11 protein-coding genes are annotated in these 12620 nt (G+C 72.8%); 3 read left to right on the plus strand and 8 right to left on the minus strand.

Annotation, left to right across the window (positions count from 1 at the left end; all coding sequences use genetic code 11):
* Window positions 1-53: 53 nt before the first annotated feature.
* Window positions 54-530: a nitroreductase family deazaflavin-dependent oxidoreductase gene (locus ABIA35_RS15750; protein WP_370358349.1), complete on the minus strand. Its 477-nt coding sequence runs from the start codon at window positions 528-530 to the stop codon at window positions 54-56.
* A gap of 28 nt (window positions 531-558) precedes the next feature.
* Window positions 559-1338, minus strand: a complete 780-nt coding sequence (locus ABIA35_RS15755; protein WP_370358350.1) for a helix-turn-helix transcriptional regulator — start codon at window positions 1336-1338, stop codon at window positions 559-561.
* Window positions 1339-1393: 55 nt separating this feature from the next.
* Between ABIA35_RS15755 and ABIA35_RS15760 the strand changes: the two genes are divergently transcribed.
* Both ABIA35_RS15760 and ABIA35_RS15765 read left to right on the plus strand, forming a co-directional pair.
* Window positions 1394-2605, plus strand: coding sequence for an MFS transporter (locus ABIA35_RS15760; protein WP_370339545.1), 1212 nt, complete (start codon window positions 1394-1396; stop codon window positions 2603-2605).
* 44 nt (window positions 2606-2649) lie between these two features.
* Entirely contained in the window at window positions 2650-3312 is a 663-nt protein-coding gene (locus ABIA35_RS15765) for a hypothetical protein (protein ID WP_370358351.1), read from the plus strand.
* Here the strand turns inward: ABIA35_RS15765 and ABIA35_RS15770 are convergent.
* From ABIA35_RS15770 to ABIA35_RS15795, 6 genes are all read right to left on the minus strand, one after another.
* Window positions 3309-5108 (minus strand): DEAD/DEAH box helicase, encoded by a 1800-nt coding sequence (locus ABIA35_RS15770; RefSeq protein ID WP_370358352.1) that lies wholly within the window; start codon window positions 5106-5108, stop codon window positions 3309-3311. The two genes, ABIA35_RS15765 and ABIA35_RS15770, sit on opposite strands and share 4 nt — an antisense overlap.
* Window positions 5109-5183: 75 nt before the next feature.
* The gene (locus ABIA35_RS15775; RefSeq protein WP_370358353.1) at window positions 5184-7463 is read right to left on the minus strand and encodes a xanthine dehydrogenase family protein molybdopterin-binding subunit; all 2280 of its coding nucleotides are present in this window, start codon (window positions 7461-7463) and stop codon (window positions 5184-5186) included.
* Window positions 7460-8020: a (2Fe-2S)-binding protein gene (locus ABIA35_RS15780; RefSeq protein ID WP_370358354.1), complete on the minus strand. Its 561-nt coding sequence runs from the start codon at window positions 8018-8020 to the stop codon at window positions 7460-7462. Before ABIA35_RS15780 ends, ABIA35_RS15775 begins: the two co-directional genes overlap by 4 nt.
* A 160-nt stretch (window positions 8021-8180) precedes the next feature.
* Entirely contained in the window at window positions 8181-9599 is a 1419-nt protein-coding gene (locus ABIA35_RS15785; RefSeq protein ID WP_370358355.1) for a xanthine dehydrogenase family protein subunit M, read from the minus strand.
* 5 nt (window positions 9600-9604) lie between these two features.
* A complete protein-coding gene (locus tag ABIA35_RS15790) occupies window positions 9605-9901 on the minus strand; it encodes a DUF3039 domain-containing protein (protein WP_370339534.1) in 297 nt (98 codons plus the stop codon).
* A gap of 84 nt (window positions 9902-9985) precedes the next feature.
* A complete protein-coding gene (locus tag ABIA35_RS15795; RefSeq protein WP_370358356.1) occupies window positions 9986-11611 on the minus strand; it encodes an RICIN domain-containing protein in 1626 nt (541 codons plus the stop codon).
* Between the two features lie 199 nt (window positions 11612-11810).
* Here ABIA35_RS15795 and ABIA35_RS15800 point away from each other — a divergent pair, with 199 nt between their 5' ends.
* Complete coding sequence (locus ABIA35_RS15800) at window positions 11811-12572, plus strand: hypothetical protein (protein ID WP_370339530.1); 762 nt, start codon at window positions 11811-11813, stop codon at window positions 12570-12572.
* The last annotated feature ends 48 nt before the right edge of the window (window positions 12573-12620 follow it).

Here is a 12620-nt window from a genome sequence, read left to right on the forward strand (position 1 = left end):
GCCTTTGACTATCCACCCACGAACAAACCGCAGCGCCCCACCAGCGCGACCGCTCAGCGCGGTGTCAGCTCGAAGACCCGCAGTTCCCGGCCGCTGCGTTCGGTGTAGACGTCGAAGTTGGGCCAGGTCGTGGTCAGGACCGGCCAGATCGCCGTGCGCTCCTCGCCTTCCAGCAGGCGCGCGGTGACCGGGATCTTCTTGCCCTTCACCGTCAGTGTCGCCTCCGGGTTCGCCATCAGGTTCAGGGTCCACACCGGGTGGTGTTCCTGGCCCCAGTTCGAGCCGGTGAGGTAGTACTTGCCCTCGTGTCCGACGTAGAGCAGGGGCACGGAGCGTTCCTTGCCGGTTTTGCGGCCGACGGTTGTGAGCAGGAGGCCGGTGAGGCCGGAGGGGCTCATGGCGCCGACGCGGCCGCGGCTGACTTTGTACAGGACGCGGTCCACGCGCGGGATCGTGTGCTTCCCGACCGCCACGAACCAGGGCTGGCGGGCGAGGGTCTGGGCCGTGCGCTTCAGTGCCTTGGGCGTCATGGCGCGGAGTATGGCATCTGACGTGCCATCAGAGAAGGTCCGGCCGGAGATGCGGCCCGTTCGGGGGAACCGCGCCGGAGCGGTAGCGGCCCGGCGTCGTTCCCAGGGCCTTGCGGAAGGTCTCGATGAACGCGCTCGGGGTCGCGAAGCCGCACGCGCCCGCCACCGTCGTGACCGGCTCGCCGGTCGAGAGCAGCGCCAGCGCGTGCTGGAGCCGCAGCTGGGTGCGCCACTGCGGGAAGGTCATGCCGGTCTCGGCGCGGAACAGGCGGCTCAGGGTGCGTTCGGCGGCGCCGGCCTCGCGGCCCAGGGCCGCCAGGGTGCGGTCGTCCGCCGGGTCGTCGGCCAGGGTGCGGGCGATGCGGGCCAGGCGGTCGTCGTGCGGCCAGGGCAGGCACAGCGGCAGTTCGTCGACGGTGCGCAGCCGGTCCAGCGCCACCTGCTCCAGGTTCCGGCGCTGCCGCGGCCCCGGCTCCTCGGTGGTGAGGGCGGCGATCACCTCGCGCAGCAGCGGGTCCACGGCCAGGACGGTCGGGCGGTCCAGATGCAGGGGGTTGGTCGCGGCCGGGAATATCAGGGTCCGCATCTCGGTGGGGCCGTGGGCCCGGTGCGCGTGCGGGACGGCGGCCGGGATCCACGCGGCGCGGTGCGGCGGCACCATCCACACCCCGGCCGACGTCGCCACCTCCAGCATCCCCCGCAACGGGTAGACGAGCTGGTTCACGTCGTGGTGGTGCCGCTCCACCTGCTCGCCGGGCAGCAGCGGGTGCCGCGTGGGGCCGGTGAGGATCAGGCGGTTTTCCGACATCAATCGGCAGGATATCGGAAGCCGGACAGGGGTGCGCGGCACGATGGTGGACTCCATGAGCCTGACCAGTGGCCCGAGCCGGACGAGCGCCCCGAGCCCGCCAAGCACCCAGCCGAGCACCCCGAACCCGCGCAGCGTCCGCAGCCGCATGGCCCTCTGGGGCGCGGCGCACGCCGTCGACGACATGTACCAGGGACTCGTCCCGGCCAGCGTCCCCTACTTCGTGCTGGAGCGGCACTACAGCTACCTGGCCGCCTCCGGCCTCACGTTGGCCGCGACCCTGGGCAGCGCCCTCCCCCAGCCGGCCGTGGGCCTGGCGGTGGACCGCTGGCGGCTGCCGCGGATGGCGGCGGTGGGCGTGGCGGTGGCCGGCACCGGCCTGGGCCTGTCGGGCCTGGCCGGTCCGTACGCGCTGGTCTGGCTCTGCATCCTGGTGTCAGGGCTCGGCGTCGCGATGTTCCACCCGGCCGCCGGCCGCTCGGCCCGCGAGGCCGCCGGGGACAGCGCGTCGGCGATGAGCGTCTTCGCCGCCGGCGGCAGCGTCGGCTTCTTCCTGGCGCCGGTGCTCGCGACCCCGGCCCTGGACGCCTGGGGCGTGGGCGCGACGGCCCTGTTCATCCCGCCGGCCTGGCTGATCGCCCTGGTCCTGCTCAGGAATCGCACCGCGGGCACGGCGCACCACGCGCGAGCCGCCACCGGCCAAGACCGCTGGGGCCCCTTCGCCGCACTGACCGGCATCGAGGTGGTCCGCTCGGCGGCGTTCTTCGGCATCAACACCTTCATCGAGCTCTACTGGCTCAACCACCTGCACGCCTCACGCACCCTCGCCGGCGCGGCCCTGGCCTGCTTCCTCGTCGGCGGCGTCGCCGGCACCCTGCTCGGCGGCCGCATCGCCGACCGCATCGGCATGGTGCGCACCGTACAGCTCGGCGGCGCCCTGACCGTCCCGATGCTGCTGGCACTGCGCTTCTGCCCGGGTGCCGTCGCCCCGCTGGCCTTCGCGGTCCTGACCGGCCTGGCCCTCAACATCCCGTTCGCCGTCCTGGTGAAACTCGGCCAGGACTACCTCCCGGGCCGCCCCGGCACCGCCGCCGGCGTGACCCTCGGCCTGGGCGTCAGCGCCGGCGGGCTGATGGCACCGGTCTTCGGGTTGATCGCCGAGCATCGCGGACCGCAGGGCGTGCTGACGGTACTGTGCGCGGTGCCGATCGCAGGGCTCGTACTCGGGCTGCTGCTGCGCGAGCCGCGGGGGCCCGAGAGCCCGTGAAGTGGGGCGGTGAGGCTGTCGGGTCCGTGGTGTTCACTGAGCACGTGACCGTCCAGGACCTGACAGCCCGACTCCCCGAGCCCGCCGCGCTGCGAACCGCCTGCCGCGCGTTCGGCGTGCTCGATGCCGTCTTCGACATCGAGTACGCGAAGCACCACTTCACGGCCGGATGGCGCGAGGGAACGGACCTCGCCCACATGGACAACGGCGGCGGCGACCACTGGGACATCGTCTTCGAGCCCGCCGGCGTCTTCCTCTATGGCTTCGACCACGAGTCGGAAGCGACCCCCTGGCGCGACGAACCCCGCGCGCACTGGCCCGGCCTGCTCGACGGCCTCCCGGTCGCGCTGGCCCGCTGGACCGAGGCAGAGGAGTTCCAGTTCGAGGGCTTCTTCGACGCGACCGTGTGCATCTGGCGCGAGACCGGCGACACCGCCTGGCACTGCGGACCGGTCGAGTTCGATGGCGACGCCTCGTCCGACGACGGCTCGGGGTGGTTGTTCAACGCCGTCGTCGAAGGCAGCGTCCACTCCTACCTCGATCACGCCGAGTACTACTTCGAGCGGGAGATCGACGGGGACGCCGTGCGGGCGATCCTGGCCGGTGAGGCGCTGACGGCCGAGCTGGTTCGAGCGCTGAACACGGATGCCGACTTCACGAAGGTGGCGAAGGTCGCGAGTCTGGCGGGCTATCCCGTGTCGGGCTAGTTCCCGCCCTCGGCAGCCCACCGCCGCACCATGTCGATCCGCTTCTGCAACTGCGTCGCCGTCGCCTGGGCCACCGCCGGGCCGCCGCATGTGCGCCGCAGTTCGCCGTGGATCGTGCCGTGCGGCTTGCCGGTCTTGTGGTGCCAGGCGCCGACCAGACCCTGGAGCTCCTTGCGCAGCTCCAGCAACTGCTTGCGGGTCATCACCGGGCGCTCCTCGGCACCGACGATGGCCTCGGCCTGCGAGCGCAGGAGTGCCTTCTTGCGGGCGCTGCTCAGGTGCATCTGCTGGCGCTTGGCCAACAGGACCTTGATGTGCTCCGGCTCGAGCAGGCCCGGGAGTCCCAGGTACTCCGCTTCCTCGCGCGATCCGGGGTCCGCGGGCAGGCCGAATTCGGCGCCGTCGTAGAGAACCCGGTCGAACTCGGCCTCCGAGTTCAGCGCCTGGAAGGTGAACAGGTCCTCCTCGTAGCCCTGCTCCTTCTCGGTGCGGTTGGCCTCGGCGAGAAGCGCCTCCTCCTCGCCCCAGACGTCCTCGGTGGTGGTGGCGCCGGTCGGCTTGTCCAGAGCGTGGTCGCGCTGGCGCTCCATCTCGTTCGCGAACTCCAGGAGCATCGGGATCGAGGGGACGAAGACCGACGCGGTCTCGCCGTGGCGGCGGGCGCGCACGAAGCGGCCCACGGCCTGGGCGAAGAACAGCGGTGTGGAGATGCCGGTGGCGTAGACGCCGACCGCCAGGCGCGGGACGTCGACGCCCTCGGACACCATGCGGACCGCGACCATCCAGCGGTCGTCGTTGTCGGTGAACTCGCTGATCTTCGACGACGACGAGGGGTCGTCCGAGACCACCACCGTCGGCCGCTTGCCGGTGATGTCCTTGAGTATGTCGGCGTAGGCCCGGGCCGCGCCCTGGTCGGTGGCGATCACCAGACCGCCGGCGTCCGGGATGCCGCGCCGCACCTCGCGCAGGCGCCGGTCGGCGGCCCGCAGCACCTGCGGCATCCAGTCGCCGGCCGGGTCCAGCGCGGTGCGCCAGGCCTGCTTCACCGCGTCGTTCGTCATCGGCTCGTTGAGCTGCATGGCGATCTCGTCGCCGGCCTTGGTGCGCCAGCGCATCCGGCCGGCGTAGGACATGAACACCACCGGGCGCACGACGCCGTCGGCCAGCGCCGAGCCGTAGCCGTACGAGTAGTCCGCGATACTGCGGCGGACGCCCTCGTTGTCCGGCGCGTAGGTGACGAACGGGATCGGGTTGGTGTCCGACCGGAACGGCGTCCCGGTCAGCGCCAGCCGCCGCGTCGCCGGCTCGAACGCCTCGTAGGCCGCCTCGCCCCAGGACTTGGAGTCGCCGGCGTGGTGGATCTCGTCCAGGATCACCAGGGTCCTGCGGCCCTCGACGCGGTTCCGGTGCAGCATCGGGTGCGCGGCCACGCCGGCGTAGGTCACCGCGATGCCCTGGTAGTCCCGCGAAGTGCCGCCGGTCACACCGCTGTAGTTCGGGTCGATCCTTATCCCGACCCGGTGCGCCGCCTCAGCCCACTGCGTCTTCAGGTGCTCGGTCGGCGCCACGATCGTGATGGTGTTCACCACATGCCGGTCCAGCAGCTCGGTGGCGATCCGCAGCGCGAAGGTGGTCTTGCCGGCGCCGGGCGTGGCGACCGCCAGGAAGTCCCGCGGCTCGCGCCCCATGTACTCGTCCAGTGCCGCCTGCTGCCAGGCCCGCAGCCGCCCCGCGGTGCCGCGTGCGGCCCGGTCGGGGTAGGACGGGGATAGGTGGGAAGCCGCCGAGATGCTCACGGTTTCTCCTCTTGTTCCACCCGCTTGTTGTGCCGCCGAACGTCTGATCCGTAAGGACCGACCCCCGAGATTACCTCACGCAAGAACCCACCACGCCCGATCGGGTCGCAACGGCAGTCGAAGCGGTGAACCCTCCCGCGGATCCCCGACGGCGTCGCGGATCGCGGCCAGCACCGCGGCCGGGGTCGCCATCACCGACAGGTCGCCGACCGGCTTCATGCCGCCCAGCGGCGGCGCGGCGACCGGCAGGCCGTCCGGGCCGATCTCCTCCTTGGCCTCCTCGGCGGTCTCCAGCAGCGCGGCGACCACGACCTCCGGCGCGTCCATCGCCGAGGGCTCGCCCCAGCCGAACGGCAGGTCCGCGCCCTCGGACAAGACGAAGCCGGCGCCGGCCACGGCCCCGGAGGCGACGCGGTGCTCGGCCCGCTCCCGGACCGCGACCCGGCCCGCGTCCTGCGCGATGGCCACCTGGACCACGTTCACCAGACCGAGTTCGGTGTCCACGTCCACCACCGCGCGCACCGCGCCGACCGCGACGCTGGCCGCGTCGGAGGTGCCGGTCAGGGTCGGCATGGTGAGCATGCGGAACTCGCCGTCGCCGCGGACCACGCGGCCGGCCGGCAGGCACTGCCGGTAGGCGTCGTCCAGCGGGAGGTGGAAGACGTCGTCGTGGGAGACCAGGTATCCGTCGACGACCTTCAGCAGGCCGCCGTCGATGCCGATCTGCTCGGCCAGCGCCTGGAAGAGCTTGGCACGGACCTGCTTCGCCGCGGTCTCGACCGCGCTGCCGTGCACCCACGCCGGATGCGTGACGGCTGAGGACGACGGCAGCGACCCGGGGTCCTCCGGCGCCCGCACCGCTACCCGGTCCGCCGGGATGCCCAGGGTGCGCTCGACCGAGACCCGGATCAGGTCGTGCAGGCCCGAGCCGGTCTCCACGGCCGAGCAGGCCACGGTCGCGGCCGGGCCGTCCGGGGACATCGAGACCAGCACCACGGCGGTCGCGTACTCCCCCAGCTGCGTCGGGTTCGACAGGTCCGCCATGCCCAGGGCCACCCCGACCCCGCGCCGGATCCGGGTCAGCTCCCCGGTGCGGCCCACGGTCCCGGGGTACTCGCGGATGTCCGGTCCCGGCGGGAAGCTCGGCATCGGGGTGTCCAGCACCTCGTGCAGGCAGTCCGGGATCGGCACCGGCGCGGCGGCCGGCTTGCCCAGCGGGTCGCCGGCGTCCGGCACAAGGTCGCCGGGTCGCAGCAGGTTGCGAAGCCGGACCTCCAGGCCGCCCAGGCCCACCGCCGAGCCCGCGGCGTCCATCTGCGCCTCGTACGCGGCGCAGGTCAGGGCCCCGCCGCCGCCGCGCACCCGGCCGGCCGGCGGGTTGTTGGTGCGCACCACCCGGCCGGTGACCCGCACGTTCGGCACCCGGTAGGGCCCGACCGCGAGCCGGCAGGCCTCGTCGAGGATGTCGATCGTGGTGGAGGCGTAGGCGCCGCCGTCGAGCAGGATGTCGGCCTCGACCGCGACCAGGGCGCCGTCGTCGGCGACCACGTGCCGGTAGCGCAGCTGCGCCGCCGGGCGGCCCGGATGCGCCGGGGCGTCGCGCGGCACGACGGCCTTCACCGGCCGGCCGGTCGCCATCGCCAGCAGCGCGGCCTGCACCTGCAGGCCCACGTCCTCGCGGTGGGTGTCGGCGCCGCCGACCCGGGTCGGGATGACGTGCACCTTCTCCACCGGCAGGCCCAGGCACTGCGCGACCACCTCGCGGTCGCCGCGCGGGGACACGGTCGCCACGTAGATCTCGATGCCGCGCTCCCCGTTCGGCACCGCGATCACCACGGCCGGGGCGGCCGGACGCACCGGCACCGCGTCGAGGACGTATTCGCCCTCGATCACTTTGCGCCCGGCGGAGGCGGCGCTGGCAGGATCGGCCAGCGTCGCCGGCTCGGTGCCGAAGGCCAGGGTGGTGCTGTGCAGGACGTTGCCGTCCGGGTGGATCGGCGCGGCGGCGGCGGCCTGGTCCGGATCGTGCAGCGGCCGCAGCGGGTCCCAGACCACGCGCACCTTCTCGGCGGCGGCGCGCGCCAGCGCCGGATGCTCGGCGGCCACCACCACGACCGGCTCGCCGATGTACCGGGCCACGTCCGCGGCCAGCACCGGCTGGTCGATGGAGCGCGGGCCGTGGAAGTTGTAGCCGGGCAGGTCGGCGGCGGAGAGCACGGCGTGCACGCCGGGGATGGCGCGCGCGGCCCGCATGTCCAGGCCGCGGATCGCCGCGCTGGCGTGCGGGGAGCGGGTGGCGCCCATCCAGAGCATGCCCTCGGCCCGCAGGTCCGCCGGGAACTTCGGCTCGGTCACGCGGGCTCCCCGGCTTCGAACACGAGCATCGGCATCTCGCCGGAGTCCCCGGGTCCGGGGCGCGCGCCGGCGTCCTCGATGCCGGCCTCCTTCGCCCGGGCGACCGCCTCGATCCAGCGTCCGGACTCGGCGCAGCGGCACACGATGCCGGCCAGCGCCTCGCGGATCGCCGCCGGGCCGGGATCGGCGGTGCGGCGCAGCAGATCGGTGATCGCGACGGTGAGCGCGGGGGCGCAGAACCCGCAGGGGCTGGCGCCGGCGTCCGCGACGGCGTCGCGGGCGATCTCGAAGGCCGCGTCCTGGGGCGAGCGGACGTCCCGGTCGGCCGCGGCGACCGCCGGGATCAGGCACGCGGCCGCGGGACGGCCGTCGAGCGTCACCAGACAGGCCCCGCATTCGCCGACCCCGCAGCCGTCGCGCGGCTCGTCGAGGTCCAGGCGCTCGCGCAGCACGGCCAGCAGCGAGTCGCCGATCCACACCTGCGGCACCGGATATTCGTGCCCGTCGACGCGCAGCGTCAGGCCCACAGCCGGCCACTCGGCCGACGACTCGCTCACCTGTGGCTCACTGGTCCATCCCCTTGCCCGACAGTGCCGGCCGAACCGGCACCCTCCACCCAACCGAACTGCTGAACCTGCCGAACTGCCGAACCTGCCGAACCTGCCGAACTGCTGAACCCCTGAACTGCCGCACCCGCCCCGATTACTGAACTACCGGCTACCGGTCCTGGTTCCGCGCCTGCTCGGCGCGCTCGACCCGCTGCTTGGCGCGCTGGAAGTCGGCCCGCTTCTGCAGCTCGCGGACCTGGTCCAGCCAGCCCAGCGGCGGCAGCGCGCGCAGCAGGGCCCGGCGGGCGCAGATCTCCACGGCCTTGCGACGATACGGGTCGCCTCCCCCGCCGAGCGTGCCGCCCCCGTCGCCGTAGACGAGGGAGTCGGCGACCAGGCGGCCGAAGGTCTCATAGACGGTCGGGTCGGCGATCGCGCCGGCGTCCCAGTCCACCTGCTCGGCCAGCCAGCGGTCGGCGTGGTCGGCGCGCAGCAGGGTCGGCAGCCCGCCGCGGCCGGTCCCGGTCGGCAGCCCGGCCAGCGCCATCGCGCCGACGACGCAGGTGGCGCTGCGCCGCGCCGGATCCACGGCCAGCATGATCGACAGGATCGCCCGCGAGATGCCGCCGCGGACGCCGATCTTCATGAAGCCCTGCATGCCCTGCACGACCGGCACCCGCGCGCCGACGACCAGCTCGCCGGGGCCGAGCTGCGGCACGCCGTCGCGGTCGTAGAAGTCGGAGACGGTCACGGTCCGCACGCCGTCGGCGGAGGCCACCAGCACGGACGCCCCGAGCGCGGCGAGCACCACCGGCAGGTCGGCCGAGGCCGGACCGACTACGAGGTTCCCGCCGAGCGTGGCGGCGGACCGCAGGTGAGGGGCCCCGATGGTGCGCGCGGCCTGGTTCAGCGCCGGCACCTGCTCGCGCAGCTCGCGCTGCTGCATCTCGGCCAGCGTCAGCCCGGCGTGCAGGAGCACCTCGCCGGCCCCGGTCGACCAGCCGCGCAGCTCGGCGCAGCGGTGCAGGGTCAGCACGGTGCCGGGATGGCGCCGGCCGGCGGTGATGTCGGGCATGGCCACGGTGCCGCCGGCGATGATCACGGCGTCCGGGTGTGCGGCCAGGACCTGGACGGCCTCGACGACGCTGAGCGGACCGAACAGGGAGCGCGGGGCGGCCACGGCGGAGCCGGCCAGGCCGGTGCCGATCGGCGGCGGCGGTGCCGCGGCGCTTTGGTGGGCGGCCGCGTCGGCCCGGTCGAACGCGCCGCGGGCCTGCTGCCGGCCCGCTTGTCCTCGGGCCTGTCCTTGGGCCTGTCCTTGAGCTTGTCCCCGATCCTCGCCGCCGAGCTCAGCCCTGCGCGCCAGACCGGCGGCTATCTCGTCCTCGCCGCCCTCATCGCCCTCGAAAGCGCCCAGCTCGAACCCGGGCCGCTCGCCCTCGCCGCCGAAGACCAGCGCACCCTCCGGGCTCCCGGCGGTCCGTACCGGCAGCGCGTGGCCGCCGGCCGGCATCGCGCCGCCGGCTCCGCCGGTACCGCCCCCGAATCCCCCGTCGCCGGACGGCCCGAAACCGTCCGGCCCCATCATCCCGGTCAGCTCGTCCCGCCGTCCCCAGCGTCGCCGTCACCGCCGCCGGGCTCCAGGCCCTCGAAGATCTCCTTGCACTCCGGGCACACGGGGAACCGGCTGGGGTCCCGCGAGGGCACCCACACCTTCCCGCACAGCGCGGTCAGGGGCGTGCCGAACACGGACGCCTCCATGATCTTGTCGCGCTCGGCGTAGTGCGCGAAGCGCTCCTCGTCGCCCGGGTCGTAGCGGTAGTCGGACTCGACGCGTTCCTCGACGATCGTCGAGCCGACCGTGTCCGGTTCGAAAGTCGGCGTGCTCATGCTGTTGAGTCTATGCCGCGCCGCACCCCCGCGAGGCGCGGAGCGGAACGACGCGGCACTGGATTGTTACCCGCTGGTCACCGGCTAGCCGTGCAGGTAGACGATCCCCAGCTCGTTGAGCTGCCACAGCTGGTTCGACGCGCCGGTGTACGGCTGGAGCTCGATCACCGGGTTCCCGGCGCCGTCGGTCGAACCACCTATCGTGGCGACCAGGTTCTGGTTCTGCGCCGAGGCGACCGCGTAGTAGCCGCCGCCCTCGGGCTTGAAGAACCAGTGCTGGTTGGCGCCGCCGTTGCAGCCCCACTGCTCCAGCTTCACCCCGGCCGCGGCCTGCCCGCCGGTGGCGTCCAGGCACATGTTCCGGTTGCCGCTGAAGTCGACCTCGTAGGAGCCGTCGGACTTGATCTCGGTGACGAAGGACTGGTTCAGCCCGCCGGTGGCCGCGTAGGTGATCAGCGGCCGGCCGTTGGTGGAGTCCCCGTCGGTGCCGCCGCCGGAGAAGTCCCAGACGTTCCCGCTGGCCTTGCTGGTCAACTGGAACCACCCGCCGTCGTCGACCTGGTCCATCCACGGCTGTCCCGGGGTCAGCGGTTTGATCGTCGTCCCGTCCTGCTGGTCCAGAGTGCAGTACGACTCAGCGTTCGCCGTCCCGTAGAAGTCGCCCAGGCACGCGCCCTCGCCCTCGTAGCCGGCCACCCGCAGGTGGTAGGACTGCCGGATCTCGTCCATGCAGATCAGCCCGCCGAACAGGACCTTCTGGTCGCAGCCGTTGCGGGTCATCTCCGAGGTGTCGATGACGTCGCCGTTGGTGTACTCGTACGGCGAGGACGTGAACTCCGCGCAGACCTCGTGGCCGTAGCTGACCCGCCGCTCGTCCAGGTAGCGCACGCCGGGAACCTGCTCGGCGGCGTGCCGCAGCGCGTCGGAGAACAGCGGCACCACCAGGTTGTGGCCCCAGGCCAGGTCCTCGGTGAAGGCCGGGCAGCCGTTGGAGACCTTGCTGGCGTAGTTGTCGATCCCCGAACGCAGGTCCGGCGTGATCGGCGTGAAGTACGACTGGAAGACCAGCTGGTAGTCGGAGTCCGCGTACCCGGCGTTGCGCATGGTCTGCCGGACGTCCTGGATGGCCGCGATCACCTTCGGCTGCACGGCCGCGGCGCGCCGCTGGATCTCGGCGGTCCCGATGGTGTCCCGGCAGCCGCTCGACTGCGGGATCGGGAAGTACTGGTCCAGGCAGGCCTCCATGATCCCGGTGAAGTCGAAGTCGTCGTTCGCGCCGATGGTCAGCACGACCATCTTCACGCTGTTCGTCTTCGCGATCGCGGCCAGCTGCGTGTCCTGCTTCGCCTCGCCGTAGTCGCCGCCGCCACTGCCGGTGACCGCGGAGTACTGCGGCAGCGAGGCGATGTCGCCGGTCTGCGCGCCGGAGCAGGCGACGTCGAACGGCGTGAGGCCGGACAGCCCGGTGTCGAAGATCTCGGACTTGGTGCTGCGGTGGCAGTAGTCGCTGGGACCGTCGGTGCCGGCGACGTAGTTGTCGCTGGTGTCGGTCCCGGCGCCTTCGCCGGAGATCGCGCTGTCGCCCATCGCGACGATGGCCGCGGGGCCGGTGTGGGTGGCCGCCGGGGTCGCGGAGGCGGTGGCTTGTGCGGTACCGCCCCAGGTCGAAACCAGGGCTCCGGTCAGAGCGGTGGCCGCGAAAAGGGCCATGAGAGGTCTGCGCCGCGTTCTGTTCACAGGTGCTCCCAGCAGGTGAGGGGGTGCTACGGAGGTGGAACATGACGATTCCTCAAATATGACTTACCTGCGGGTAGCTAACAAGGGGCTTCTTCGGGCGCCGCGCGCCGCCGCCGGTTGACGGCGACCAAAAGGTCACAATGGTGCGAACCGTTATGAATGGACTGATGCTGTGACCGAGAACCCGAACACCCAGCCGGACCCGAACGCCGGCCAGCCGCCTGGCGAGGGCGCTCAGAGCGGCGGACCGGCCGATTCCGCCCGGACCACGGGGTCCACCGAGGCCGGCCGGGCGGCACAGGCGTCCCGGGCAGCCGAGGCGGCCGAGGCCGCGAAGAGCGAGCCGACCGCCGCCACGGAGCCCGCCACGCCCGCCGAGCCCGGCACGGAAGCCCCGGCGACCGGCACCTTCGCCGAGAACCCCTGGGTCGCGCCCTCAGACGAGGAGGAACTCGGACTCGGCGAGCCGATCGACCCGAACGCGCCGAAGACGAGCATCGCGGCGACCTTCCTGCCCGGCATCGACGCCGGCTCGCTCCTGGCGCTGATCGTGGCCGCCCTCGGCGCCGGCTCGTTCCTGCTGGTCAACCCGCTGGTCCAGGCGCACGACGCGGCCCGCACCTGGTCGGACTTCAAGAACAACGTCCCGCGCACCAAGCAGGACCCGTTCGGCCTGCAGCGCGACTGGGTGAACTACCAGTCCTGGGCGATGATCATCCTGGGCCTGGTCGCGGTGCTGCTGGCACTGGTGGTGCTGGCCCTGTGGACGGCGAGCAGGAACAAGCTGCGGTCGCGCTCGTTCGCGCAGGCGGCGCTGGTGCTGGGGCTGGCGGTGCTGCTCTACGGCATCCTGCTCAAGACCGGCGCGGTCGGGTCGGAGATCCCGAGCCTGAAGGACATCTCGGCGGGACTCAGCTCGTCCTCGTCGCAATAGCGGGTACTGGCGACAGGCCCGGCGCGGCGGCGTCGGGCCTGCCCGGCT

Source organism: Catenulispora sp. MAP12-49 (assembly GCF_041262705.1).
In the GTDB taxonomy this organism is placed as follows: Bacteria; Actinomycetota; Actinomycetes; order Streptomycetales; family Catenulisporaceae; genus Catenulispora.

What these genes read in the sequence shown, in the direction of transcription:
- ABIA35_RS15755 (WP_370358350.1), bottom strand. Translation starts at nt 1,338, where the DNA reads ATGTCGGAAAACCGCCTGATCCTCACCGGCCCCACGCGGCACCCGCTG.
- ABIA35_RS15760 (WP_370339545.1), top strand. Translation starts at nt 1,394, where the DNA reads ATGAGCCTGACCAGTGGCCCGAGCCGGACGAGCGCCCCGAGCCCGCCA.
- ABIA35_RS15790 (WP_370339534.1), bottom strand. Translation starts at nt 9,901, where the DNA reads ATGAGCACGCCGACTTTCGAACCGGACACGGTCGGCTCGACGATCGTC.
- ABIA35_RS15795 (WP_370358356.1), bottom strand. Translation starts at nt 11,611, where the DNA reads ATGGCCCTTTTCGCGGCCACCGCTCTGACCGGAGCCCTGGTTTCGACC.
- ABIA35_RS15785 (WP_370358355.1), bottom strand. Translation starts at nt 9,599, where the DNA reads ATGATGGGGCCGGACGGTTTCGGGCCGTCCGGCGACGGGGGATTCGGG.
- ABIA35_RS15750 (WP_370358349.1), bottom strand. Translation starts at nt 530, where the DNA reads ATGACGCCCAAGGCACTGAAGCGCACGGCCCAGACCCTCGCCCGCCAG.